This is a genomic window from Actinomyces graevenitzii C83, from assembly GCF_000239695.1.
In the GTDB taxonomy this organism is placed as follows: Bacteria; Actinomycetota; Actinomycetes; order Actinomycetales; family Actinomycetaceae; genus Actinomyces; species Actinomyces graevenitzii.
This window is the reverse complement of sequence record NZ_JH470339.1, coordinates 30,205-55,089: the sequence shown is the minus strand read 5'-3', so window position 1 is coordinate 55,089 and position 24,885 is coordinate 30,205. Positions and strand designations below refer to the sequence as shown.

20 protein-coding genes and 1 pseudogene are annotated in these 24,885 nt (G+C 61.4%); 2 read left to right on the top strand and 19 right to left on the bottom strand.

The window, feature by feature from the left end:
- A complete protein-coding gene (gene rpsJ / locus HMPREF0045_RS07805) occupies window positions 1-309 on the bottom strand; it encodes a 30S ribosomal protein S10 (protein WP_005987219.1) in 309 nt (102 codons plus the stop codon).
- Between the two features lie 689 nt (window positions 310-998).
- On the opposite strand from rpsJ, the gene HMPREF0045_RS10550 reads away from it, so the two are divergent.
- Window positions 999-1,136, top strand: a complete 138-nt coding sequence (locus tag HMPREF0045_RS10550; RefSeq protein WP_021604411.1) for a hypothetical protein — start codon at window positions 999-1,001, stop codon at window positions 1,134-1,136.
- Between the two features lie 426 nt (window positions 1,137-1,562).
- On the opposite strand, the gene tuf is transcribed toward HMPREF0045_RS10550, so the two are convergent.
- The 13 genes from tuf to HMPREF0045_RS07740 all read right to left on the bottom strand — a co-directional run bounded on the left by tuf (window position 1,563) and on the right by HMPREF0045_RS07740 (window position 17,885).
- Entirely contained in the window at window positions 1,563-2,753 is a 1,191-nt protein-coding gene (gene tuf, locus HMPREF0045_RS07800) for an elongation factor Tu (RefSeq protein WP_005987214.1), read from the bottom strand.
- 267 nt (window positions 2,754-3,020) lie between these two features.
- Window positions 3,021-5,147 (bottom strand): elongation factor G, encoded by a 2,127-nt coding sequence (fusA, locus tag HMPREF0045_RS07795; RefSeq protein WP_005987211.1) that lies wholly within the window; start codon window positions 5,145-5,147, stop codon window positions 3,021-3,023.
- 95 nt (window positions 5,148-5,242) lie between these two features.
- Entirely contained in the window at window positions 5,243-5,713 is a 471-nt protein-coding gene (rpsG, locus tag HMPREF0045_RS07790; RefSeq protein ID WP_005987210.1) for a 30S ribosomal protein S7, read from the bottom strand.
- Window positions 5,713-6,087, bottom strand: a complete 375-nt coding sequence (gene rpsL / locus HMPREF0045_RS07785; protein ID WP_005987208.1) for a 30S ribosomal protein S12 — start codon at window positions 6,085-6,087, stop codon at window positions 5,713-5,715. Before rpsL ends, rpsG begins: the two co-directional genes overlap by 1 nt.
- 499 nt (window positions 6,088-6,586) lie before the next feature.
- Complete coding sequence (gene pheA, locus HMPREF0045_RS07780; RefSeq protein WP_040316284.1) at window positions 6,587-7,528, bottom strand: prephenate dehydratase; 942 nt, start codon at window positions 7,526-7,528, stop codon at window positions 6,587-6,589.
- 152 nt (window positions 7,529-7,680) lie between these two features.
- Window positions 7,681-9,315 carry a lysine--tRNA ligase gene (gene lysS, locus HMPREF0045_RS07775; protein ID WP_005987204.1) on the bottom strand — a complete coding sequence of 545 codons (1,635 nt, stop codon included), beginning with the start codon at window positions 9,313-9,315 and terminating at the stop codon, window positions 7,681-7,683.
- 33 nt (window positions 9,316-9,348) lie between these two features.
- Window positions 9,349-9,795: an aspartate 1-decarboxylase gene (panD, locus tag HMPREF0045_RS07770; RefSeq protein ID WP_040316238.1), complete on the bottom strand. Its 447-nt coding sequence runs from the start codon at window positions 9,793-9,795 to the stop codon at window positions 9,349-9,351.
- Window positions 9,796-9,801: 6 nt separating this feature from the next.
- Entirely contained in the window at window positions 9,802-10,716 is a 915-nt protein-coding gene (gene panC, locus HMPREF0045_RS07765; RefSeq protein ID WP_005987200.1) for a pantoate--beta-alanine ligase, read from the bottom strand.
- A 10-nt stretch (window positions 10,717-10,726) separates the two neighbouring features.
- Window positions 10,727-11,635, bottom strand: coding sequence for a Rossmann-like and DUF2520 domain-containing protein (locus HMPREF0045_RS07760; RefSeq protein WP_081466841.1), 909 nt, complete (start codon window positions 11,633-11,635; stop codon window positions 10,727-10,729).
- Window positions 11,636-11,762: 127 nt separating this feature from the next.
- Window positions 11,763-14,474, bottom strand: a complete 2,712-nt coding sequence (locus HMPREF0045_RS07755; protein WP_005987198.1) for an ABC transporter permease — start codon at window positions 14,472-14,474, stop codon at window positions 11,763-11,765.
- Between the two features lie 3 nt (window positions 14,475-14,477).
- Entirely contained in the window at window positions 14,478-15,245 is a 768-nt protein-coding gene (locus tag HMPREF0045_RS07750) for an ABC transporter ATP-binding protein (protein ID WP_005987197.1), read from the bottom strand.
- A gap of 370 nt (window positions 15,246-15,615) precedes the next feature.
- A complete protein-coding gene (locus HMPREF0045_RS07745) occupies window positions 15,616-17,409 on the bottom strand; it encodes a PH domain-containing protein (RefSeq protein WP_005987196.1) in 1,794 nt (597 codons plus the stop codon).
- The gene (locus HMPREF0045_RS07740; RefSeq protein ID WP_005987195.1) at window positions 17,409-17,885 is read right to left on the bottom strand and encodes a PH domain-containing protein; all 477 of its coding nucleotides are present in this window, start codon (window positions 17,883-17,885) and stop codon (window positions 17,409-17,411) included. The genes HMPREF0045_RS07745 and HMPREF0045_RS07740 overlap by 1 nt, the downstream gene beginning before the upstream one ends.
- A gap of 206 nt (window positions 17,886-18,091) precedes the next feature.
- Here HMPREF0045_RS07740 and HMPREF0045_RS11090 point away from each other — a divergent pair.
- Window positions 18,092-18,283, top strand: a pseudogene (locus tag HMPREF0045_RS11090) (LLM class flavin-dependent oxidoreductase); the annotation flags it as partial.
- A 33-nt stretch (window positions 18,284-18,316) separates the two neighbouring features.
- Here the strand turns inward: HMPREF0045_RS11090 and HMPREF0045_RS07730 are convergent.
- The 5 genes from HMPREF0045_RS07730 to folP form a co-directional block, all read right to left on the bottom strand.
- Window positions 18,317-20,221: a heavy metal translocating P-type ATPase gene (locus HMPREF0045_RS07730; protein ID WP_005987194.1), complete on the bottom strand. Its 1,905-nt coding sequence runs from the start codon at window positions 20,219-20,221 to the stop codon at window positions 18,317-18,319.
- A complete protein-coding gene (cmtR, locus tag HMPREF0045_RS07725) occupies window positions 20,218-20,586 on the bottom strand; it encodes a Cd(II)/Pb(II)-sensing metalloregulatory transcriptional regulator CmtR (protein WP_005987193.1) in 369 nt (122 codons plus the stop codon). Before cmtR ends, HMPREF0045_RS07730 begins: the two co-directional genes overlap by 4 nt.
- A 273-nt stretch (window positions 20,587-20,859) precedes the next feature.
- The gene (locus tag HMPREF0045_RS07720) at window positions 20,860-21,330 is read right to left on the bottom strand and encodes a DUF3180 domain-containing protein (RefSeq protein ID WP_005987192.1); all 471 of its coding nucleotides are present in this window, start codon (window positions 21,328-21,330) and stop codon (window positions 20,860-20,862) included.
- Window positions 21,327-23,948 (bottom strand): 2-amino-4-hydroxy-6-hydroxymethyldihydropteridine diphosphokinase, encoded by a 2,622-nt coding sequence (folK, locus tag HMPREF0045_RS11085; RefSeq protein ID WP_005987191.1) that lies wholly within the window; start codon window positions 23,946-23,948, stop codon window positions 21,327-21,329. Before folK ends, HMPREF0045_RS07720 begins: the two co-directional genes overlap by 4 nt.
- Window positions 23,945-24,850 carry a dihydropteroate synthase gene (folP, locus tag HMPREF0045_RS07710; protein WP_005987189.1) on the bottom strand — a complete coding sequence of 302 codons (906 nt, stop codon included), beginning with the start codon at window positions 24,848-24,850 and terminating at the stop codon, window positions 23,945-23,947. Before folP ends, folK begins: the two co-directional genes overlap by 4 nt.
- Window positions 24,851-24,885: the final 35 nt, after the last annotated feature.

Here is a 24,885-nt window from a genome sequence, read left to right as displayed (position 1 = left end):
TCAGAGCTTGATTTCGATGTTGACATCTGCAGGCAGGTCGAGACGCATCAGCGAGTCAACAGCCTTGGGAGTCGGGTCGATAATGTCGATCAGTCGCTTGTGAGTACGCATTTCAAAGTGCTCACGACTGTCCTTGTACTTGTGCGGAGACCGGATAACGCAGAATACGTTCTTCTCGGTCGGCAGCGGCACTGGGCCTACGACCGTCGCACCAGCGCGAGTTACGACGTCGACGATCTTACGCGCCGAGGAGTCGATGACCTCGTGGTCGTAGGACTTTAGCCGGATGCGGATCTTCTGTCCCGCCATGGCGCCTAACCTCTTTCTTCTTGACGACCGGTCCACGCGCTCGGGCGTGTCGCATGCCGCGACTCACCAAGCCCCTATTAAGTAATTAAAAGGATTGCGAACCAGTCTGGACACACGGAATTCACAACTTGCGTTGCGTCCGTCAGACAATCACTGCATTGCTCGGAAGGCGACCAACCGAGATACAGCGGCTGCGCAGGGCAAGCCCCAAGCAACCCCTCTAACTTACCAGCGTTAGGCCGCAGTGGTTAAGGCACTGCATCACTTTATGTTTGTGAAGCCCAGCACTCTGCACTATCCATGCATCATCCATAGGCAAAATCAGTGCCACAAATACAGGCAAAATCATCCCTTCCCTATGATTTTTTCATGGGGTTTTATAGGCAACGGACGAAATGTCAGTATTTGTGAACAGGCAAAGCAGCAGAGATGGCTGGCGGGCCAGGCAGGCAAAGTAGCTCGGCAGACAGGGTTGACTGGCAGGGCAGGCTCAGAGTGTAGGCAGCACTGCGGCAGTCAGTATTTCGGCAGACAATATTTAAGCAGGGACAGCATTACAACAAGCCGGAGGGCCCGACAGACCCAACAGGCCCAGCAGACCCGGCAGCCCCCGCAGACAAGCCAACCAATAAGCAGAGCTCACGGGCAGGTCCAACAGACAATATTGCAGAAGCGCGGCCGACAGTTAGGTGTCTCCTGGTCTTCGCCAGCTGGGGGCATCCGTCTCCCGGGCACATCGCCAACCCTACTTCATCGCCAACTCCTACCACATCGACGACGCCGCCCACTCCCCCGCCTCTGGTGCAGCCCCGGTCGGCTGGGACTAAACATCACCAACGTACTCCAGCGGCGCCGTCGTTAGTTGGCACTGACTCCTGTTAGCCAAGCGGTATCTGAAAAACAAAATGACGACGACGCTCTCCCCTAAAACCTGCACTACCGCCGTCGGCCACCAACCCTGGTACACCTTCCCAGCAGCATCAGCCCAGCCAGGCTTACCCTGCCAACCCCAGCCAGTCTTGCCCCAGCCAGGCTTACCCTGCCAACCCCAGCCAGGCTTACCCCCCAGCCAGGCTTACCCTGCCATCCTCATGCCTGTTCACAAATACTGACATTTCGTCCGTTGCCTATAAAACCCCATGAAAAAATCATAGGGAAGGGACGATTTTGCCTGTATTTGCACTACCTGTAGATACAAATATCCCCGGCACCCACTGGGGGGCACCGGGGATATCAGTTAAAGATCAATCAGTTCACTTGATGATCTTGGTAACACGGCCGGAACCAACGGTGCGGCCACCCTCACGGATAGCGAAGCCGAGGCCCTCTTCCATGGCGATGGGCTGGATCAGCTGAACGGTCATCTCGGTGGTGTCACCGGGCATAACCATCTCAGTGCCCTCGGGCAGGGTGATAACACCGGTCACGTCAGTGGTACGGAAGTAGAACTGCGGACGGTAGTTGCTGTAGAACGGGTTGTGACGGCCACCCTCGTCCTTGGTCAGGATGTAGACGTGACCCTCGAACTCGGTGTGAGGAGTGATGGAGCCGGGCTTGCAGACAACCTGGCCACGCTCGACGTCCTCGCGCTTGATACCACGCAGCAGCAGACCACAGTTCTCACCGGCCCATGCCTCGTCCATGGCCTTGTGGAACATCTCGATACCGGTAACGGTGGTCTTCTGAGCGTCGCGGATACCCAGGATCTCAACCTCAGAGTTGATGGGGAGCTTACCGCGCTCAACACGACCGGTAACCACGGTGCCACGACCGGTAATGGTGAAGACGTCCTCGATGGGCATCAGGAACGGCTTGTCCATGTCACGGACGGGGGTGGGGATGAACTCGTCAACGGCGTCCATCAGCTCTTCAACGGACTTGGTCCACTCGGGGTCGCCCTCCAGAGCCTTCAGAGCGGAGACGCGGATTACGGGGGCGTTGTCGCCGTCGTAGTCCTGGCTGCTCAGCAGCTCGCGAACCTCCATCTCGACCAGGTCGAGAAGCTCTTCGTCGTCCACCATGTCGGACTTGTTCAGAGCAACCATCAGGGCGGGCACACCCACCTGACGGGCTAGCAGAACGTGCTCACGGGTCTGGGCCATCGGACCGTCGGTGGCGGCCACAACCAGGATGGCGCCGTCCATCTGAGCAGCACCGGTGATCATGTTCTTGATGTAGTCAGCGTGACCGGGGGCGTCCACGTGAGCGTAGTGACGCTTCTCGGTCTCGTACTCGATGTGCGCGATGTTAATGGTAATACCGCGCTGCTTCTCCTCAGGAGCCTTGTCGATGGAGTCGAAGGGGGACTCCTCGTTTAGGTCCGGGTACTTGTCGTGCAGCACCTTGGAGATGGCGGCGGTCAGAGTGGTCTTACCGTGGTCAACGTGACCGATGGTACCGATGTTAACGTGCGGCTTCTTACGTTCGAACTTGGCCTTTGCCACTTGTGTCCTCCTGGACTCGGGTAGATCTACGCATACGCGACATGCCAATGATACCGGCTTGTGGGCGCTTAGACCTACAGGAAATTATGAGTTGAATCTATCGGAATAGGGTGCCCGGCGCTAGTTGACATGATCTAGAGGGTTTTCTAGTTATCACTTGGCCTGTTGGGGGGCCTACCGGGCGGTGGGGGCGGGGGCGACGACGTCGAGCAGCGGATTAGCCTGTAGCTAACTGCCTGCCGTGGTCGCCCCTTTCCCTAGGAACAATCAGTTACCGCGAACCTTGGCGATGATCTCGTCGGCCACGTTGCGGGGAACCTCGGCGTAGGAGTCGAAGGTCATGGTGTACACGGCACGTCCCTGAGTCTTGGAACGCAGGTCACCAACGTAACCGAACATTTCGCTTAGCGGCACCTGGGCGCGAATAACCTTTACACCCACGGCGTCTTCCATGGACTGGATGGTGCCACGGCGAGAGTTAAGGTCACCGATAACGTCACCCATGTACTCCTCAGGAGTACGCACCTCGACGGCCATGATCGGCTCTAGCAGAACCGGGGAGGCCTTCTTGGCGCCCTCACGGAACACCATGGTACCGGCGATCTTGAATGCCATTTCGGAGGAGTCAACCTCGTGGTAGGCACCATCGATCAGGGTAGCCTTGACGTCCACCATCGGGTAGCCAGCCAGTACACCATTGAGCATGGCGTCCTGGATACCGGCGTCGACGCTGGGGATGTACTCACGCGGCACGCGACCACCGGTGACGGCGTTCTCGAACAGGTAGTGTTCGCCTTCTTCAACTTCACTCGGGTCGAGCGGCTCGAAGGTGACCTGAACCTTAGCGAACTGACCGGAACCACCAGTCTGCTTCTTGTGAGTGTATTCGACCTTCTCGACCTTCTTGCGGATGGTCTCACGGTAGGCAACCTGGGGAGCACCCACGTTAGCCTCAACCTTGAACTCACGACGCATACGGTCAACCAGAATGTCCAGGTGTAGCTCACCCATACCACCGATAACGGTCTGGCCGGTTTCCTCGTCCAGGCGCACGGTGAAGGTGGGGTCTTCGTCGGACAGCTTCTGAATAGCGGTCGACAGCTTCTCCTGGTCACCCTTGGTCTTGGGCTCGATGGCCACGTGGATAACCGGGTCCGGGAAGGTCATGGACTCAAGCACGATCGGGTCGCTCTGGGCGCACAGGGTGTCACCGGTGGTGACGTCCTTGAGGCCGATGAAAGCGTAGATGTGACCGGCGTGAGCGGTCTCGACCGGGTTCTCCTTGTTGGAGTGCATCTGGAAGAGCTTACCGACGCGCTCCTTCTTACCCTTGGTGGCGTTTAGTACCTGTTCACCCTGGCTTACCTTGCCGGAGTAAACACGTACGTAGGTTAGCTTGCCGTAGAACGGGTGGGCGGCAACCTTGAATGCCAGGGCGGAGAAGGGGGCGTTCTCGTCGGCGGGACGGGTCAGCTCGGTCTCCTCGTCGCCTACCTTGTGACCGGTTACGTCGGGCACGTCCAGCGGGCTGGGCAGGTAGTCAATGACGGCGTCCAGCATGCACTGCACACCCTTGTTCTTGAAGGCGCTACCGGCCAGAACCGGGAAAGCTTCACCGGCGATGGTCAGCTTACGGATACCGGCCTTGATTTCCTCAATGGTGAGTTCTTCACCTTCGAGGTACTTCTCCATTAGCTCTTCGCTGGTCTCGGCAACAGCCTCAACTAGCTCGGTGCGCAGGATTTCGGCCTGGTCGCGTAGGTCTTCGGGGATCTCTTCGTATTCGACGACGGAGCCACGGGTTTCCTTACCGTCGGCGTCCTTCTCCGGGAAGCGCACAGCGCGCATCTCGATCACGTCAACTACACCAGAGAACTCGTTCTCAGCGCCGATGGGGAAGTTAATCACCAGCGGGGTGGCGTGTAGACGCTCACGAATGGTCTTAACGGAGTAGTCGAAGTTAGCACCCAGCTTGTCCATCTTGTTGATGAAGCAGATGCGGGGCACGTTGTACTTGTCAGCCTGACGCCATACGGTCTCAGACTGAGGCTCGACACCTTCCTTACCGTCGAAGACAGCCACGGCGCCGTCGAGCACACGCAAAGAGCGCTCAACCTCAACCGTGAAGTCCACGTGTCCGGGGGTGTCAATGATGTTGATCTGGTTCTTCTTCCAGAAACAGGTGGTAGCAGCGGAGGTAATGGTAATACCGCGCTCCTGCTCCTGCTCCATCCAGTCCATCGTCGAGGCGCCATCGTGAGTCTCACCGATCTTGTAGTTAATACCGGTGTAGAACAGGATGCGCTCAGTAACGGTGGTCTTGCCGGCATCGATGTGAGCCATGATGCCGATGTTGCGGACCTTCTTAAGGTCGGTCAACACTTCGAGTGCCACAGGTGGTGTCCTTCGGTTGTGTTTAAAAAGTAACTACCGCAGCGGCAACCAACACCAGCTTCACCAGGCTGGCCACCGCCGTCGGTATAGCTGTACTACCAGCGGTAGTGAGCGAAGGCCTTGTTGGACTCGGCCATCTTGTGGACGTCTTCGCGACGCTTGACAGCGGCGCCTAGACCGTTGGAGGCGTCCAGAATCTCGTTCATGAGACGCTCGGTCATGGTGTTTTCGCGACGCTGGCGGGAGTAGTCAACCAACCAGCGCAGAGCCAGGGTGGTGGCGCGGCCGGGGCGAACCTCAACCGGAACCTGGTAGGTAGCACCACCGACACGACGGGAGCGAACCTCAAGGGTAGGACGGATGTTGTCCAGGGCGCGCTTGAGAACGCTTACCGGGTCCTGATCGGTCTTGGAGCGAACACCCTCAAGAGCACCGTAAACGATGCGCTCGGCGGTGGACTTCTTACCGTCCAGGAGTACGCGGTTAACCAGCTGGGTTACAACCGGGGAACCGTATACGGGGTCAACAACGATAGGACGCTTAGGTGCGGGACCCTTACGAGGCATTACTTCTTCTCCTTCTTGGCACCGTACTTGGAACGAGCCTGGGCACGGCCCTTAACACCCTGGGTGTCGAGGGCGCCACGGACGATGTGGTAACGCACACCGGGGAGGTCCTTAACACGACCACCGCGCACTAGCACGATGGAGTGCTCCTGCAGGTTGTGGCCAACACCGGGGATGTAAGCGGTGACCTCAATACCAGAGGACAGACGCACACGGGCGACCTTACGCAGAGCGGAGTTCGGCTTCTTCGGGGTGGTGGTGTACACACGGGTGCATACACCGCGTCGCTGCGGGCTGGCCTTCAGCGCGGGGGTCTTGGAAGACGAGCGCTTCGAGCTGCGGCCCTTGCGGACGAGCTGCTGAATAGTAGGCACTACTGATTCTCCATCTTAAGTGCTTGAATCTGACAAATTTTGCTATCCGCGCTGGTAATTGTTACGCCTTGACGACGCCGGACGCTGATCCCTCAGCCACTTGCTAGATGAAAACTAACTAGGCTTTGCGGCGCACGTTGCCACGAAGCTCTAGGCCGGCCCGCAGCAGTCAGCTTTAACGCTGAGTTCTAAACGCTGCGTCCGGAACCGCGTGGCGCGGTCCGTCGGTTCCCGCCGTGGCAGACCCACGTGGCCAACAAACCCTGTTTGTACACAAGATTAAAACTGCTAGCTGGGAACGGAAGCGTCCGCCTATGCGGACACCGTCCCTAAGTTTACGGCCCCCACCCGGTTTTGACCAGAACGCTGGAGGCATAAAGCACTGTGGCGGTGGACTCAACCACCGCCACAGTTTTGTGTGCCGTTTTAATTTGGCTTTATTTGGCTTTACTTAAGCCTCGCGCAGCTTAAGCTTTGCGCCGCCTAAATTTCATGCCGCCTAAATTTCGCGCCGGCCAATATCAGCCCGGCCCGCCAGCAAACCCTCAACCCAGTTGCGGGCGCTGCGGAAGGCGTCGTCGGAAGTACCCACAGCCGGGGCGTTAGCGACGCCGTCGATGCGCGGATACGAACCCATAAAACGCACCCACGGCGAGTGGCGATGCAAACCCACCAAAGCCGCCTGCACGCGCTCTTCAGATACGTGCCCCACGATGTCAATGGAGAACTCATAGTTACCCAGGCCATCGCCGCTGGGGCGCGACTCAATACGCGACAGGTCCACTCCGCGCACAGCGAACTGCTCCAGCATGGTTAGCAGCGCACCGGACTCGTTAACCGGCAAGGCCACCTGAATGGTGGTTTTGTCGGCCCCAGTGGGCGCCGGCAGTGATCCGGGGCGTGAAACCAGCACAAAGCGGGTCACCGCGCCGGGGTTGTCGGCCACATCCTGATACAGCGCCTGCAAGCCATAGCTGCTCACCGACACCGCATTACACAGGGCCGCATCAAAACCAGCCTCGCCCTGGCTAAGCAGCTGGGCGGCGGCAGCGGTGGAGGTGGCGGGCACATGCACAGCGCCAGGGAAGGTGGACTCCACCCAGCCTCGGCACTGGGCCCAGGCGTGGGGGTGGGTGCCGATGCGACGCACCTGCTCAGGGGTAGTACCCGGACGCACGGCCAGCTGGAACACCACGCTGACGTGCATCTCCCCCACAATCACCAGTGGCTGGCCGTGGGCTAGCGCGTCCAGGGTGGCGTTGACGCCGCCCTCAATGGAGTTCTCAATGGGCACCACGGCTCGATCTGCCTGCCCGTTGCGCACTGCCGCGAGCGCCTGGGGGGCGCTGGTCATGGGCAGTAGCACCGCGTCGGGGCTGGCTACCTGGCGTACGGCTTGCTCGGTGAAGGTGCCAAAGGGCCCTAGAAAGGCGATCCGCAGCGGGGCGCCGGCCTGTGGGACAGCCGGGGCTTGCGGGCCGCCGGATTGCGGGCGGGCGCCCCCAACCTGCGGGCTGGCAGCGGCGCTTGGGCCGCCGGCTTGCGAGGCAGCGGCTCCGGCGTCGGCGCTACTTTGTGCTGGTACGCTCACGCTCAGACGCGCTTTACCAGCGGGAAGGTGATGGTTTCGCGAATACCCTGGCCGGTTAGGGCCATGAGCAGACGGTCAATACCCATACCCATACCACCGCAGGGCGGGAAGCCCTGTTCCATGGCTACCAGGAAGTCTTCGTCTAGCACCATGGCTTCGGGGTCGCCGTTGGCGGCGGCTAGGGCCTGGGCTTCGAAACGCTGGCGCTGCACTACCGGGTCTGCCAGCTCAGAGTAGGCGGTGGCGGCCTCAAAACCGCGAATGTACAGGTCCCACTTTTCGGTTAGGCCCGGGCGGGAGCGGTGGTAGCGGGTTAGCGGTGAGGTGTCCTCGGGGAAGTCATAGACGAAGGTGGGGCGCCATAGCTTGTTGCCCACTAGTTCTTCGAAGATGTCTTCAACGATCTTGCCGTTTACGGCATAGTCGTCAACTTCCAGGCCCACCTTTTCGGCCAGCTTGATTAGCTCTGCGCGGGGGGTGTTGACGGTGATTTCTTCACCTAGGGCCTCAGAGACGGAGCCGTATAGGTCGATCTTGTCCCACTCGCCCGACAGGTCGTATTCGGTGCCGTCAGCTAGGGTGACTACTTCCTCACCTTCGCTGAAACCAAAGGCGTCGCGGGCGGCTTGTTGCACTAGGTTGCGGGTTAGCTCAGCCATGCCGTTGTAGTCAGAGTAGGCTTCGTAGGCTTCCAGCGAGGTGAATTCGGGGCTGTGGGAGGAGTCCACGCCCTCGTTGCGGAAGTTGCGGTTCATTTCGAACACGCGGTCTACCCCGCCAACTACGGCGCGCTTTAGGTAGATCTCGGTGGCGATACGCAGGTAGAGATCCATGTCGAAGGCGTTCATGTGGGTTACGAACGGACGCGCCGCTGCCCCACCGTGAATTACCTGCAGGATCGGGGTTTCTAGCTCAATGTAGTCGCGCTTGTAGAAGTTTTCGCGGATTGAGCGGTTGACGGCGGCGCGGATACGCACCATGTCACGGGCGGCAGGGCGCATGATTAGGTCTAGTTCACGACGGCGCACGCGCTGCTCTTCGGACAGGCTTACGCTCTGGCCTTCTTCGTTGGTCCAGGTCTTGGGTAGGGGACGCAGGGCCTTGGAGGCGATGCGCCAAGCCGGGACGAGCACGTCGTCGTCGCTGGCCTGAGCCACCTCTACGCCCTCACGTAGCTGCGGGGCGGCAAATACGCTCAGCTCACCGCGACGCGAGGAACCTACCTGGCCGTGTACGAATAGGTGATCGCCTAGGTCGACGTCGGTCTTGAAAGCTGCCAGTGAGGAGTGGCCCTGGGTGGGCATGGCCTTAGCTGACAGCATGGCCTGTAGGGTTACCCCGGCGCCGTCCTGGAGGGTGACGAAGCATAGGCGACCGGTGTTGCGCAGGAAGATTACGCGTCCGGCCACGCCCACAGTGGACTGCGGGTCGTTTTCGTCAGCCATCTGGCCGGCTTCGAGTGCCCCGAAGCGCTCACGCACGGCGGCGATAGTGGTGGTTACCGGGACAGACACCGGGTAGGGGTCCCAGCCTTCTTCGCGCAGGCGCTCGCGCTTGGCGGCGCGCACGGCGAATTGTTCGTGTACGGGGGTTTCGGCTGCGCTCTTGGTTTCGCTTGCGCTGTTAGTTTCGCTCACGAGCGCTAGTTTAACCGCCCACTGCGGCCGCCTCTAACCCTGAGTGCGATAGTCGGCGAAGCTCACGCCGCTAGATTGCAAACCGGAGAAGTTGTCGGGAACCTGGCCGGGTTCGTTGCCGGTTTCAATGATCTTGTTGGCTTCATCCACGAACACCACATGGGGGGTGTACATGCTGGCGGTGACGTCATCCATCTGCCCATAGGCGATCAGGATCACGATGTCGCCGGGGTTTACTAGGTGGGCTGCGGCGCCGTTGATTTTGATGCCGCCAGCCCCGCGTTCACCGGGGATCACGTAGGTGGACAGGCGGTTACCGTTGGTGCAGTCACAGATATCTACCCGTTCACCGGGCAAAATATCGGCTGCTTCCAGCAGCGCCGCATCAACAGTGATAGAGCCAACATAGTTAAGGTCAGCTTGGGTGACGGTAGCCCGGTGGATTTTACCGGTCATCATGGTGCGAGTCTTCATGGTCAAGTAAGCCTAGCGCAAAGTAATCAAAGTGTTATCAATTAATCGCGTAGAGCCTACCTTAGCGGCTAGCGCTAGCAGGGCCGACTCCCCCGCTACCGGCTGGTATTTTTGCGGGTCTAGCCCCAGGCCAGCGCCGGCTAGATCCACGAAGGAGTCAGCTCCCACCACGGCCACGTAATCAACTTCAACCCCGTCAGCATTGGCCAGATAGGCCAGGGCAGCCTGTCGCACCGCTGCGCCGTCGCCCCCGTTTTCAGCTGCGGCAATACCGGCCTTTAGAGCCTGAGATAGGGCCAGGGCCTGCTGGCGCTGAGCGGGGGTGAGATAAGCATTACGCGAGCTCATAGCCAACCCGTCGCTTTCGCGGCGAATATCAACTGGCTCAATGCTTAGCGGCACCGACAGGTCACGCACCATGGCGCGCACGATAGCTAGCTGCTGGGCGTCTTTGCGGCCAAATAGCGCCCAGGTGGGGCGGGTCAGGTGCATCAGGTTGAGAACCACCTGGCACACGCCGGCAAAGTGGGTGGGGCGGGTGACGCCTTCAAGCACGGTGGCGATGGGGCCGGGGTTGATAGTTACTTGGGGATCTCCCGAGGGGTAAATCACTTCCGGGGTGGGGGCGAAAACCACTAGTTGGTTTAGCTGCAGCTCATTTTCGGCTACTGTGCGTAGTTTTTCGACGTCGCCCTCTAGGTCACGCGGGTAGGCGTCCAGGTCCTCGCCGGGTGCGAACTGCAGGGGGTTGACGAAAATGGTCACCACTACGGTGCCGCCGGCCCCTACCAGCGCACCGGCGCGGCGCAGCAGGTCCAGGTGCCCTTCATGCAAGGCGCCCATGGTCATTACCACGGCGCGGTTGGGCTCATTTGCAGCAATAGCGGCGGCTAGTTCTTCACGGGTATGGGCCAGGCTTAGCAACATGGCTACCAAATTAGTCCGGGTCGATCACCTGGTATAGCTGCTGGGCCACTTCAGTGGTGATTTGGCTATTAATCTCACAGCGCTGGGTGGTTGCCCGGGCCAGGGCACGGTAGCTGGCCGGGATATCCCGGTCGCGCCCGTCAGGCTCTTTGGCCTGCTCCAGGCTGTCTAAAGCGTTTAGGTGGCTACTTACAGTGCCGACGTCGCCGCGCGAGATAGGCCCGGTTAGGGCGCCTTCTCCTTCGTTTAAGGCCCGCTCCAGGGCAGCGTTTAGTAATGGGCGCAGCACGGCGGCGGCGTCTTCAATGCCGATAGTGTTCAGGGTACGCATTGCCTGGGTGACCAGGGTGACTAGGTGGTTGGCACTGTGGGCCAGGGCGGCGTGGTAGACGGGCCGATCACTGTCAATCACGCTGAAGGGTTCGCCGCCTAGTTCCACCGCGAGCGCCTGCACGATTGGTAGGAATGCGGGGGCGGCGGCCACCGCCATGGGGCAGCCAATTAGTCGCGGCAGGTCTAGGGATGTGCCCGAGAAGGTCATTACCGGGTGCAGGGCGGCGGTGATGGCCCCGGCTTGGGCGGCAGGGGCCAGTACTTCTAAACCGTAACTGCCTGAGGTGTGTAGCACGATTTGTCCCATGCGCCAGCCTTGGCGAGAAGCGACGCCGCTGACCAGGCCTGCTAGAGCGTCGTCGGGAACTGCCAAAATAACTAGCTCTGCGCTGGCTACAATGTCGTCCACGCTGGCCAGGGGCACGCCGGGAACCATCACTTGGGCGCGTTCGCGTGAGGCGGCGGAGACGGCGTGGATACCCACGATTTCGTGGCCTACCGCGCGTAGGGCGCTGGCTAGGGGCGAGCCCACTTTGCCGGCGCTGATAATTCCTATGCCAAGCCGTGAGGCACGCTGTTGATTCACGCTGGCAATTATATGGGCCCGCCACACAAAAACCCCGGGCCGCAGTTCACCATTGAGGCACCCTCCGGGGCGTTACTTTCTCACACCGAGTATCCGGGGATACACCGAATACAGTGACTATGCCGGGTTAGCCGCGCATACCCTCAACCGGGGACATGCGAGCCGAACGAGCCGCCGGCAGAGCCGAAGCGAGCATCGCGGCGAGCACACCCACAATGAGGATGACCACGTACCAGACGTACGGCAGGTCAAGCACGAGCGGGGCGCTGGCACTCACGGCAGCCATCACGATCTTCGCAGAAACCGCACCGATGACCGTACCAGCAATCATGCCGAGCACCACTGCTGCGAGCGTAATCAGGATCGCCTCAATGGAGATCATGCGGCGCAGCTGCTTGCGGGACAGGCCCAGCGAGCGGAGCATCGCGTTCTCACGGCGGCGTTCGTTGACCGACAGGGTCATCGTGTTTGCCACACCGATGATGGAGATGATCACTGCGAGCAGGAGCATCACCAGGGTGAAGGTCAGCATAACGGTCAGCAGCTGGTCGTAGGTCTGACGTTCCTGCAAACCACCGGTAAAGGAGCTGTCCGGGCTGATTCGGTTCAGGTCAGCCTGCAGGGTCACATTCTCGCTGCTGGTCAGCGGGGTTGCCGCACGCACCAGAACGACGGTGCTATTACCGCGTGCCTGGCTGGTGACGGTCAGATGTGCTGCCTTGGTCTGAGCTTCCTCAGCGGCGGGGTTGGCAACTGCCTGCGGGTTCTTGGCGTCCTGCAGCTTAGCGGCGGTGGCAGGGTTGACGATCAGCAGGTTCTGCTTGGTTTCGGACTTGACGGGCTTGAGTTCCAGTTCGCCGAGCGGGCCGCGCGCTTTCAGTCGGCTGGACTCATTCAGTCCGAGAGAGTTCCAGAGTGCCTGAGGTACGAGCACAGTGTCGTCGGCAAGGTTCGAGTTTTCGTCCGGCAGGATAGCCTTCAGGTCGGAGGAGCTTAGCGCCACCAGGTCAGCGTTCTGGTTGACGCTCTGACCCTCGTACTCGACGGTGTAGTCAACCACGCCGGCGGCGTAACCAACAGCGGCCGCTTGAACGTTCTTAATGCCCTTGGCCTTGGAGGCAATCTCTTCCGCCTTGGTCACGGTGGAGGCAGCCTCAGACTGGTCATAGGAGCTGTACTTCGCCTGCGCAGAAATCGGGTACTGCTGATCCAGCGCCTTGACGAACGATGCGCTCAGAACCGTGTAGCCGGTCAGCACAATCGACACGACCAGGGTACCGACGAGCACGGTACGGCCGGTGGAGACGGTGCGCTTGGGCGAACGCAGCGCGTTGGCGAGCGCAAGCTTACCGGTCTGAGTGCGGGTGACCATGCCGAGGGCACGTACCAGCGGGGGCAGCACCAGCGGGGTGATGAGGAAGACCGCAATACCGAGCAGCAGTGCTGCGAACATGCCGAGGAAGATTGCGAAGTTACCGTCGCGGTCCGTGCTGGTTGCCTTATCAAGAGCAGTCACAACAGCGACCACGCCACCGATGGCGAAGAGCACGCCGAAGATCGGGCCGACCTTACCGGGCTTGCTGACTTCGCGGTTGGTGTGCTCGCTCATCGCGCTAATCGGTGAGATGCGCAGGGCGCTTCGTGCCGGGGAGAGCGACGCCAGCACCGTGACGATGGTGCAGATCAGGGTACTGATAATCACCGGGGTGATGGAGTACGAGATCATGATGGTCGAAACCATGCTTCCCACCAGCATGCCGACCGGGAAGGTCAGCAACGCACCGATGAGGGAGAACACCACGCCCACGGTAATGGATTCGACGAGTAGCATCCGCACGAGGGAGCCGCCGCGGGCACCGAGGGTGCGCAGCAGGGCGAGCTCGCGGATGCGCTGGCCGACCAGCACCGCAAAGGTGTTGGAGATAACGAAGGACGAAACCAGCAGAGCCAGGGCCGCGAAGGCACCCAGGACCACGCTAATGGAGGTGAAGACCGTGGAGATACTCTTCTGGTAGTCTTCCAGCAGCTGCTGACCAGTCATGACGCGCGGGTCGTTCTTGGTGTCGCCGCTGCTGAGGGACTCCTGCAAGCTCTTGAGTTTGGCGTCGGTTACGCCGTCCTTGAACTTGAGGTAGATGAGGTTCGCGCCACCCCTGCTCCGGTAGCCTGCCGCCGAGCTACTGTTTTCTGTCTCGGCTGCTTTCAGGGTGGCTTCACCGAGGCTGGTGCCACCAATGAAGACAGCCTGGTTGGTGGTGGAGCCTTCAAAGCCGGGGTCGAAGAGACCGACGACGGTGTATTCGGCGGTCTTGTCAGTACCGGGTGCACTGACGGATTCTACAACGTCGGTGCTGGTGACCTTGCTGTTCAGCGAGAGGTTGTGCTTCTTCGCGAAGTAGGTAGAGACCATGATTTCGTGGTCGCTACCGGGGATTTTGCCCTGCACCTTGTACGGGAAGAGGCTCGAGTCGGCGGGTAGCTGGTTGTACTGCACCTGGGCTGCCTGGTCGCCGGTGCCGATCGTACCCGCAACGGCGTACTGCACCCAGTAGCCGGAGAGCAGGTCGCTCTGTTCTACTTTCTGAATCTGCTCACGGGTCAGGTAGATGGCGCTGCTGTCTTGACCGTCGCTGGTTGTAGCGGCGGAGGCGACGACCGCCTCGGCACGGGAGAGCACGTCACTGACGGAGGAGTTGACGGTCGCCTGCAGCGAGTTCGTTAGCATCATGATGGCGGCGATGAAGAAGGAGGAAATCGCGATGCCTATGCCCGTGAGGACGTATTTTCCTTTGGAGGCGCGCAGGTTGGAGCGCGCCACCGTGTTCAGTGTGGTTGCCACGGCTTATCGACCTTCCAGCTGTGCCATTGCGCCGAGGACGGCGTCGTAGGTGGGTTCGATCATTTCGCCGGCGACCATGCCGTCCTTGATGAAGACCACGCGGTCTGCGTAGGAGGCGGCGTTTGCGTCGTGGGTGACCATGAGGATGGTCTGTGCGTGGTCGGTTACGGCGGCACGCAGCAGGCGCAGCACCTCGGCGCCGGAGTTGGAGTCGAGGTTACCGGTCGGTTCGTCGGCGAAGATCACTTCGGGGCGTGCAAGCAGGGCGCGCACGATGGCGACGCGCTGCTGCTGACCGCCGGAGAGCTGTTCGGGGCGGTGGTCGAGGCGGGTTTCCAGGCCGAGGGTCTTGACCAGGTAGTCACGCCACTGCGCATCGGGCTTCTTACCGGCGAGGCCCAGGGGCAGGTCAATGTTCTGGCCCGCGGTGAGGGTGGGTACCAGGTTGAACGCCTGGAAGATGAAGCCGATTTGTTCGCGGCGGAACTCGGTGAGGGCGTTGTCCTTCAGGCCGAAGAGTTCGGTACCGCTAATACGGATGGAAGTTGCCGGGTTCGGGTCGGGGGTGTCCAGGGTTGCGATGGTCTGCATCAGCGTGGACTTACCGGAGCCGGAGGGGCCCATGATGGCGGTGAACTTGCCCTGCTCAAAGTCAACGGAGACGTTGTTGAGGGCGTGGACGGTAGCTTCGCCCATGCCGTAGGTTTTGGAAAGGTTTCGTGCGGAGACGGCAGGCTGTGCCGTCTGGGCGTGAGGAGTTGTCGTAGTCATAGTTCAACTATTTAACGCTATATGGCGCTGACTACAGGGTTTTTCTCATCCTCCAGGTTGATTTTGGTGGGTGTTCACCGGGCCTTTAGCTACGGATGCGGGGCTCCTCGCTACTTCCGCGGGCTGAGATGAGCCTGTGGTGGGCGGGGCGGGGCGCGGACCTCATCCTTAAGTATGAGTGGCGGCCCAATCTGCGTTCTCACCCCGCTTCTCTCTCCCCCCGCTTCTCTCCCCCTCTCTGCCTCGCGCCTAAACCTATATACATAGTGCATGCGAAAAGCCTCCCATTCCCTGGACTTCAATTTCGATGTCCAAGAAACGGGAGGCAGTTCAAGGCTGGGCCCGGGGCTAGTTAAGTTACGGTTGGCTATTAGCTTGGGTGGGTGGTGCTAACGCGCCCTAGCCAGTTTTCTTCGGCGGCGCGGCGCATGCGGGCACGATGTGCCTGGTGCGCCCACAACTGGCGGGCCTGGCCAGTGTCTAGGTGGCGGATCACCGGCTTGATCGGGCCGGGCACCATATCGAACTTAATGTTGGCTACATCCACTAGACGCTCGAAGGGGCCTTGGCTTAGCGCCAGGGATTGGCTGCGCTCGTGGGTGAGCACAATCAGGCGTCGCTTGAAGCGCCCGGCGCGGATAAGCACGGCGGTGTCGGTTACGGCCACCGCGTTACGCTTGTATAGCAGCGGGTCGAGCCAGCGGGTGCGGCCCGGGGCGCACCACAGGTGGTCGCCGCTGGGGTTGGCAGTGCCGACGCCGTAGGCCATGTTGCTTAGCAGGGCTTGCGGGTTGGCGCTGGCTAGCTCTGGAATAACCAGCCATAGGGCGTAGAGAGCTTGACCCCAGTCACCTACTGGCAGAAGCGAGTCGGCGGTGAAGTTGGCTTTGTTTTCACCGGTGGAATCAGTGCCCTCACTTGCGCCGCTGACGCCGGCGGTGAGTACCTCCACACGCCACCAGCCCTTTAAGCGCCACATTAACGGTTGGGTTAGCTCGACGGCGTGAATGCGGTTAGGTGGCAAGGTACGTGAATAGGTTTGGGTTAGGCCTCCGTGCAGACGCAGGCCCACGCGGGAAACCGCTAGGGAGAAGTTGAAGTCGTGGTTAAAGCGACCCCACAGGCTAGAGGCCATGGCGCTGGCTGCAGCAAATACACCAAAACCAGCCCCCATAATGGCGCCAGCGTTACTTACCCCGCTTAGCGCTAAAACTCCGGTAATAATGATGGCAATTACAGCCACCGCGCTCACCACTAGGGCCGGGGTGAGCAGGTAGGAGCCAATTAGCCTAGTGGTGCTGACCGAATACAGGGTTTGTTCTTGCAGCTGCGCGCCCGCAGCGTACTGACCGGCGCCATACTGGCCGGCCTGAGTGTAGTGATCACCTTGAACATACTGGCCCGGCATTTGACCGCCCGGCTGCGGCGGCACCTGAGCCCCGGCAGCCTGCACCGCCTCCGCAGGCACACCGTTCGCCGTCGGCATTTGACCGCCCGGCTGCGACGCTGGCTGCACGCCTGGAACCGGCGCCCCAGGAGCCATCTGAGCCAGGCCCATAGCCGCCCCCTCATGGGGAGCCTTAGCAGCAAAAGCCGCTTCCAACAGCTGGGCGCGAATCCCAGCCAACTCAGAGTTCTTCAGATAAGACAGATCCAGGTTAGAGCCACTGCCACCAGCACTTTCAATACGCACTGTACCCAAACCCAGCAGGCGAGCCACCAGGGTGCGATTGATATCTACCGACTGAATGCGCTCTAGATATACGCTGCGCTTATTTTTAAAAATAATGCCCTGGTGCAAAGTAATGGATTTAGCATCCAGAGTGTAGCTCATGCACCGCCAAGACACATACGCATACAGGCCCATAATTGCCAAAAACGCAACCACGCCCACAAGCACAACCAGCACCACTAAGCCCACATCATCAAGCAGGTGGTAATTTTCGGCTTGCTCAGATAGCTCACGTATTTCCTGCAAATTCTGGTAAGCCAGGAAAGCAAGCAGCGCCAACACTAGCTGCCAGGTTTTAAGGATTGGGGTCAACCAGTGCAGGCGTTGGGGCTGACCTAACGCTATGGGTTTAGGGGCGCCAGCTTGCATGCGCTGATTAAACAGCTCACGCGAAGAGGCATCAAAGCCGTTTGCAGGCAGAAATTCACTCATCACAGCCCTGCCATCTGGGAGCTACCAAGGCGGCTAAGGTGTTCACGTAGCGCCTCAGCTTCACCAGTGGGTAGACCCTGAATATTGGAAATAGTTGAGGCGCTCGCGGTGTGTAGGCGCAGGTCAGAAATGCCAAACATGCGCATCAGCGGGCCCTGGCTTAGATCCACATACTGCATACGGCCATAGGGCACCACGGTAACTGTGCGCCACATGGCGCCACGCTTGTAGATCAGCTCCGTGTCGGTTAGGGCGTAGCCCATGTTTTTGACCTGGCGCGGCACTAGCCACAGTAGCCAGCAGGTGATCAGCGCAAACAGCCCAAACACCGCCCAAAGCAGCGGGGAAATTGCTAGCGCGGCCACAGCGCTGCCACCTAAAAGCAGCAGCATAAAAATGACTACGTTGATCAGTCGCAGCGCTATCAGCGAGTGCGAAACCGGGCGAAACTCAATATCAGCTGGGGCAAGTGACATGTCTACTCCTTAGAACTACCCCATATATACCTGATCAGTTTTACCTTTAGGTCCCGTTTTCATAATCCGAAATTCCAGCCGTGTCGACCCACACATTATTTTAGTTTAATATTCAACCATACTGAGGTCAACAGAAAGGCTCAGCTATGAAGAAAATTGGTTTCCTCTCCTTTGGACACTAGGGCCCCTACCAGGGATCCCAAACTCGCACCGCAGCCGACTCCCTACTACAGGCCATTGACCTAGCTCAGGGCGCCGAGCAGCTTGGTATTGATGGGGCTTATGTGCGCGTACACCACTTTGCGCGTCAGCAAGCCAGCCCCTTCCCGCTTCTAGCCGCCATGGGGGCGCGCACCTCCAAGATCGAGCTGGGCACCTGCGTCGTCGACATGCGCTAGCGCATGTCTGAGTTATGGCATTGGACGGAACACCTATTGCTTGCGGGCACGCGCAGCCCGCAGTCCGTTGGCGATGACGACGACTTCGGCGACCTCGTGCACGAGGACGACCGCTGCCAGGCCGAGCACGCCGGTGATCGCCAGCGGCAACAGCACAGTGATGATCGCCAAGGACAGCACGATGTTCTGGTTGATGATCCTGCCGCCGCGGCGGGCGTGGAGCAGAGCCTGCGGGATGAGGCCGAGGTCGTGGCCGGTGAAGGCGACGTCGGCGGACTCGATCGCGGCGTCGGAGCCGGTCGCGCCCATCGCGATGCCCACGGTCGCCCCGGCCAGGGCGGGCGCGTCGTTGATGCCGTCGCCGATCATCGCGGTCGGCGACGTCTCCGAGAACCCGGCGACGATGCGAGCCTTGTCCTCGGGACGCAGCTCGGCGCGCACGTCGCCGATCCCGGCCAGCTTCGCCAGCGCAGCAGCGGTGCGGGAGTTGTCGCCGGTGAGCATGCTCACCTCGACGCCCTGGTCACGCAAGGTCCGCACGACCTCGGGGACCTCGGGGCGCAGCTCGTCGCGGACGCCGATCGCCCCGGCCAGGAAGCCGTCGACGGTGACGAGCACGCAGGTCTGCCCCTCGGCCTCCAGGTCCTCGACCCGGGCCTTGAGCGGACCGGCGTCGATCCAGCGCGGACTGCCCACCGCCACCCTGCGGCCGTCGACCAGACCACCGATGCCGTGCCCGGCCTCCTCGGCCACGTCCTGCGCGGCGGGGGTTCCCCGGCCCGCGGCGGCGATGGCGGCGGCGAGTGGGTGCGTCGAGTGCTGCTCCACGGCGGCAGCCCAAGCAAGCACCTGCGCATCGTCGAACCCATGGGCAGCGACGATGGCGGTTACCTCGGGCCGGTTGCGGGTCAGAGTGCCGGTCTTGTCTACGGCCAGGTGCCGGATGCCGCCGAGGCGCTCGAAGGCGGCCCCGCTCTTGATGACGACGCCGAACTTGGTCGCCGCGCCGATCGCGGAGACCACGGTGACGGGCACCGCGATCGCCAGCGCGCAGGGGCTGGCCGCGACGAGGACGACCAGGGCGCGGGTGATCCAGGTCTCCGGGTCGCCGAGCAGGGACCCGAGCACGCCGACGAGGACGGCGAGGACCATCACGCCGGGCACCAGCGGGCGGGCGATCCGGTCAGCGATCCGGGCTCGGTCGCCCTTTTCGGCCTGGGCCTGCTCTACCAGCTCCACGATCGTGGTCAGCGAGTTGTCGGTGCCCGCGGCGGTCGCCTCGACCTCCAACACGCCGGCGCTGTTGATCGCGCCCGCCGACACCGCTTCTCCGGGCGCGACCTCGACCGGGATCGATTCACCGGTGATCGCCGAAGTGTCCAGGCTCGACCGGCCCGAGCGGACCAGCCCATCGGTCGCGACCCGCTCGCCAGGGCGGACCAGCAGCACGTCGCCGATGGCGATCTCCCTGGCCGGGACCGAGGCGGAGGTCCCGTCGCGCAGCACGGTCGCGGTCTCCGGCACGAGCTTCAGCAGCGCGCGCAGCCCGCCGCGGGCGCGGTCCATCGCCTTGTCCTCCAGGGCCTCGGCGATCGAGAAGAGGAATGCCAGCGCGGCCGCCTCCTCGACGTAGCCGAGGATCACCGCGCCCACGGCGCTGATCGTCATCAGCAGCGCGATCCCGAGCTTGCGCTTCACAACGAGATTCCGGATCGCACCGGGCACGAACGTGTACGCGCCCAGCAGCAGGCCCGCCCAGAACGCGACCAGCGCCGCGATGTGCAGCCCCGACCACTCCAACGCCAGGCCGGTGCCGAACGCGACGCCGGAGAGGATCGGCACGACCAGGCCGGGATCACGCCACCACGGGCGCTCTGCTTCCTCTGCCTCGTCTGCGGGGCTGGTCGTCGGCTCGTCGCAGCCGCAGGCGGCGCTCACGAGGCGTCCCCCGAACTGCTCGCGGCGCAGCAGCCCGGCACCGAGCAGGCCGGGTCGATGCACGGCGCGCTCTCGTCCACGGCGAGGGTCACATCGACCAGTGCCGTCAGCGCCGCGGCCAGGTGCGGGTTGGCGATCTCGTAGCGAGTCTGGCGACCCTCGGGCTCGGCGACCACGATCCCACAGTCGCGCAGGCAGGTCAGGTGGTTGGATACGTTCGAGCGGGTCAGCCCCAGCTCGCGCGAGAGCACCGCGGGGTGGCTCGGGCTGTCGAGCAGGGACATCAGGATGCGGGAGCGCGTCGGGTCGGCCATGGCCCGGCCGAGCCGGTTCATGACGTCAAGACGCGAAGCAATGGTCAGCATGCACTGAACTATACAGCAGCCGCTGACCTAATGTCTAGTTGTCGCGGCGGCGGCGGACCAGAGCTGTCGCGCCTCCAGCTTCGCCGTCGCGGCAGCTGACAATGTTATGGTCACTATCCCCAACCAGTTGGGTGTGGACTTTAACTTGAAACTGCTTGAAGCAATTGCTCAAATTGCCCGCGCTTTAGGCTGGCATAAGGGTTAAAGCCGCCCACTGTTGCTCACCGCGCCGCTAGCGCGCGGCGGCCAGGCGGCACCGTCGGAACTAGAGAACTAGGCGGTGGCGCCAGCGCCGGGCTCTGAGGAGTCGTCGGAGTTATCCACAATGCACCAACGCTCCACTATCAGCCCGGCTACCATCCAGGCTAAACACCCCAACGCGCAGAGCCCGGTATTCCAGCGCAGCGAAAGCATAAACGGCGAGCCCAGCGCACCTAAAGCAAAACCTAGCGCCCCCAGGTAACCCCCGGTAGCCAGGGCTCCGGTAATCGCACAAGCTTGCGCGGCACTAACCGTTAAAGCCGCGCGCATAGGGTTAACCCATTTGGCGTCATGCTGATAGCGGCGTACTCGGTAGCCGAAAGCCAAAATCAACAACGCCGCCACTACGGCCGCAATGCCCCCATGCAAGGCGATAGCTGGGGGCCAGCCGTTTATTTGGGCCCCTAGACTCATAATCGCCCAGCCACAGCTGGCCCCCAGCAGGGCCAGCAAGGCTAAGACACGAAGCCGCGTGCGTTTCATTGACCGTTGTCTTGTGACTGGTCCTCACTGCTATCGCTGTCTTCATCAGCGTAAGGCGGTTCAATGTACTGGCCGGTAGGTAAGGTGGGTAGGTTGTCGGTTTCCAACCAGTCCAGAGCCAGCCAGCGCACCCCGTCGCGGTCGGGGGCCACATCAGCCAGCTGAGCGGTGTCTTGGCCATCCAGGCTCAGCTCACTGTCGGCGAAAGACCAGGGCAGCAGCACGAAAGCACGCTCGTGTGCTCGCGGGTGCGGCAAGGTCAGATCTGGCGCGTCAGAGGTGACACCCTCGTAGCAGATGATGTCCACATCCAGGGTGCGAATGCCCCAGCGCTCAGTACGTACTCGGCCGGCCTCGTCTTCTAGACGGTGACACACAGCCAGTAGTTCACGCGGGGAAAGCCCAGTTAAACCAACAATTACCGTGTTGAGGTAGTCGGGCTGGGGCTCCTGATCCGGGAGGGTTACGGCGGCGGTACGTGCCAAGGGGGCGACGTCGGTCAGCTCAATTCCGGGGGTGTCTTGCAGCTTGTGGACGGCGTCGCGCAGGGCTGCTAGTACCCCACCTACGTTGCCACCCAGGGAGAGCACAAACTCTGCAGCGTGGGGTGGGCGTCGGTCTAGCGGGTCACCACTTTGGTTGGCGGCGTCGTTTTGTTCCAGCTGTGAAGTGGGATCAGTGTAAGCGTCCTGCCAGGTGGGAGTCTGGGAGGCAACCCAGCTGTTGCTGGTATCTTGCCAGGGGTCACGGCGGTTGTCGAAAAGCTCGCTGATCAGCGAGTTAGAGCCAACCATGGTGTCTTGCTCGTAGTTGAAGTCGAATGCTTCATGGGGCGTAGCCTGGGTCACCGGGTGGTGGTGGTGACCGTAAGGAGGCATTGCCGACTGGTCGCCGCCCTCTAGCTCGGTAGTAGTGAAGTGATCTGCCGGGGCTTGAGCGGCCAGACCCTGCCCATCAGCCTGGGGGTTGGTGCCCAAAGCCGTAGTTTCCTGGAAGTCAACATACTCGGAGTTGTCCTCAGCCTCAGGGTTGGTACCCAAAGCTACGGTGTCCTGGTAGTCAACGTAGTCAGCGTCGTCTTCAGCCTGCTGGGTGTCTAGGTCTGCAGTTTCCTGGAAGTCAACGTAGGCGTTTTCTTCCTGGCCCGCTTCATCTACGTGTTCAGCCTCAGCAGCAGGCTCGACGGCGTCTGCCGGCTCAGGTGCTTCTTCTGGCGCCCCCTCACCCTCAGCAGCTGATGCTTCAGAGTGGAAAACTTCGTTGATGTTAACTAGGCGCGTGGGGTCTTCCTCTTCCTCACCGGAGGCGGCAGAGGCAGCATATTGTTCGTCAGCGGCTGGCTCAGCGCTGGTTACCGCAGCATTGAACTCAGCTTCCTTTGCGGCAGCTGCGGCAGCTACCTCGGCTGCTTCTTGGGCAACTTGCGCCTGCAGTTCTTCGAAAGAGTGGTGGGGCTGCTGCGGCTGCTGCTCGCCATCCTCAGTGCGTAGCGAGTGCCAGTGCACCTGGGAGGGGCCAGAGTCGTCCATGTTATGTAGCTCGCCGATAAAGCCGGCGGCGCCCTGCGGACGTTGCTCGTCAGAGTATTCGTCTTGCTCGCTGTATTCGTCTTGCTCACTGTGAGCGGCAAAATCCTCGCCCGAGTGCTGGGCGGGAACCGGCGCGGCGTCAGCCGGGGCCGCCGGCTCGCTCTCAGCGGCGTGGCCGGGGGCGTAAGCGGCGTCGTCGGCAGAGCCAGCTTGCCCGTCAAATAAACCGTCCTGCTCGGCGCTAGAGCCAGCGCGAACTGCACTGTCAGCTGCCGCAGCTGCACCGGTAAGTGCCGCCCCACCGGCAGCCACCGCGCCAGCGCCAGCAGCCTTAGCGAAATCACCCGGCAGGTCATCTACCGGCAGCTGGGAGCGTTCACCCCACGGCGGCGGGGCCGGCTGGTCCTCATCCACCTCGGTGAGGTAGTCGTCTAGGTCATCGGGATCAGCGAAAGCGTCAGGCTCATCAATGATGGCTACCTGCTCATCAGTCTCGCTACGGTGGGCGCCATGCTCGCCCAGCGAGGACGGGGTGGGGGCCACGGCAGCGGATGTGGCCGCAGCTGAGGCGCCGGTGAGGGTGTCCAGGCCAGAAACCGCTGACAAGCCGGAAACCGCAGATAGCCCTGAGACCGCTGAAAGTGCAGAGGCCGGTGAGGCCGTGAAAGCCAGGTTCCCCATCTGGTCAGGCCCGGCCACAGCCAAAGCCATTAGGGTACGCCCACGTACCAGGGTGACGGCGACGTCGTCGAAAGCCACCTCCAAGGGGGCCTGCGGCTTGTGGATGGTCACCTCCACACCAGCTACCGCCGAAAATGCCAGCACGGACTGGGCCACCCGGTCAGCCAGGGTTTCAATCAGGTTCACCGGCTCGCCGTGAATAACATCCACCACGGCGTTAGCCACCTGTGAATAGTCCACGGTTTGGGCGATGTCGTCACTAGCCGCAGCCCGGTCGAGTACGCCCGGCTCCAAAAACAAGGTCACGTCAGCGCTAAAGATCTGACCCTCGGCACGCTCGGAGGGCAGGACACCGTGATAGCCGCGCGCAGATAGTCCGCGCAAGGTTACGGTATTGGGAGTGCTCATCGAGATTCCTTCCACAGGGACGCGGCGGCGATTGCCTCACGCGAGGGGATAACTTGATGTACGCGTACCGCCCAGGCCCCTCCAAGCGCCGCGAGTGCGCTGGTGGTGGCGGTGATGTTGTCGCGTTGGGCCGGATCGGCGGCGCGAGCGGTGTCAGTGCCGCCAGCTACCGCCAGGGTTAAAAAGCGTTTGCGTGAAGCCCCAATTAGTACCGGGGCCGCTAGCTCTTCTTGCAGACGCTGCGTCGCCGCAAGCAGCTGCCAAGACTGCTCATGGGTTTTGGCGAAGCCTAAACCCGGGTCCACAATGATGCGTTCTTTGGCTAGCCCGGCTGCTTGGGCTTGCTCTAGGCGCTGGTTCAGTTCGTTGATTACACCTGCGACGACGCCGTCGGGGTAGTCAGTTAGGCGGTCCATGGTCTGGGGGTTGCCGCGCCAATGCTGGCAAATGTAGGCGGCCTGGGTGCCGGCCACGGTGCGGTGCATGGCCGGGTCAGCTAGCCCGCCTGAAACGTCATTCACGATGGTGGCGCCGGCCGCAACTGCCGCCAGGGCGGTGGCCGCGTGGATAGTGTCTACACTGATAACTGCCTGCGGGCGCGCCTGCAGTATCGCCTCAATTACCGGCACAACACGCGCGGTTTCTTCTTCAATATCCACCTTAGCGGCGCCCGGGCGAGTAGATTCGCCCCCGATATCGATTATGTCGGCGCCTTCATCTAGCAAAACTAAAGCGTGCTTTAGTGCCGCATCACGCTGGTACCAGCGGCCGCCGTCGGAAAAAGAATCGGGAGTTACATTCAAAACCCCCATCACTAAGGTGCGGTCGCTGGGCAGACTACACCCGGGTAACTGAGGATAATGGCGCGCGCTCACGTGCTTAAGTGTATCTGCAATATGCATGGGCTGTGACCGCTAATCACCAAGAACTGCACAGT

Excerpts from the sequence above, each read along its gene's own strand:
- rpsJ (WP_005987219.1), bottom strand. The coding sequence starts at position 309 with ATGGCGGGACAGAAGATCCGCATCCGGCTAAAGTCCTACGACCACGAG.
- rpsG (WP_005987210.1), bottom strand. The coding sequence starts at position 5,713 with ATGCCTCGTAAGGGTCCCGCACCTAAGCGTCCTATCGTTGTTGACCCC.
- panC (WP_005987200.1), bottom strand. The coding sequence starts at position 10,716 with ATGTTGCTAAGCCTGGCCCATACCCGTGAAGAACTAGCCGCCGCTATT.
- HMPREF0045_RS07750 (WP_005987197.1), bottom strand. The coding sequence starts at position 15,245 with ATGACTACGACAACTCCTCACGCCCAGACGGCACAGCCTGCCGTCTCC.
- HMPREF0045_RS07745 (WP_005987196.1), bottom strand. The coding sequence starts at position 17,409 with ATGAGTGAATTTCTGCCTGCAAACGGCTTTGATGCCTCTTCGCGTGAG.
- HMPREF0045_RS07740 (WP_005987195.1), bottom strand. The coding sequence starts at position 17,885 with ATGTCACTTGCCCCAGCTGATATTGAGTTTCGCCCGGTTTCGCACTCG.
- cmtR (WP_005987193.1), bottom strand. The coding sequence starts at position 20,586 with ATGCTGACCATTGCTTCGCGTCTTGACGTCATGAACCGGCTCGGCCGG.
- HMPREF0045_RS07720 (WP_005987192.1), bottom strand. The coding sequence starts at position 21,330 with ATGAAACGCACGCGGCTTCGTGTCTTAGCCTTGCTGGCCCTGCTGGGG.
- folK (WP_005987191.1), bottom strand. The coding sequence starts at position 23,948 with ATGAGCACTCCCAATACCGTAACCTTGCGCGGACTATCTGCGCGCGGC.
- folP (WP_005987189.1), bottom strand. The coding sequence starts at position 24,850 with ATGCATATTGCAGATACACTTAAGCACGTGAGCGCGCGCCATTATCCT.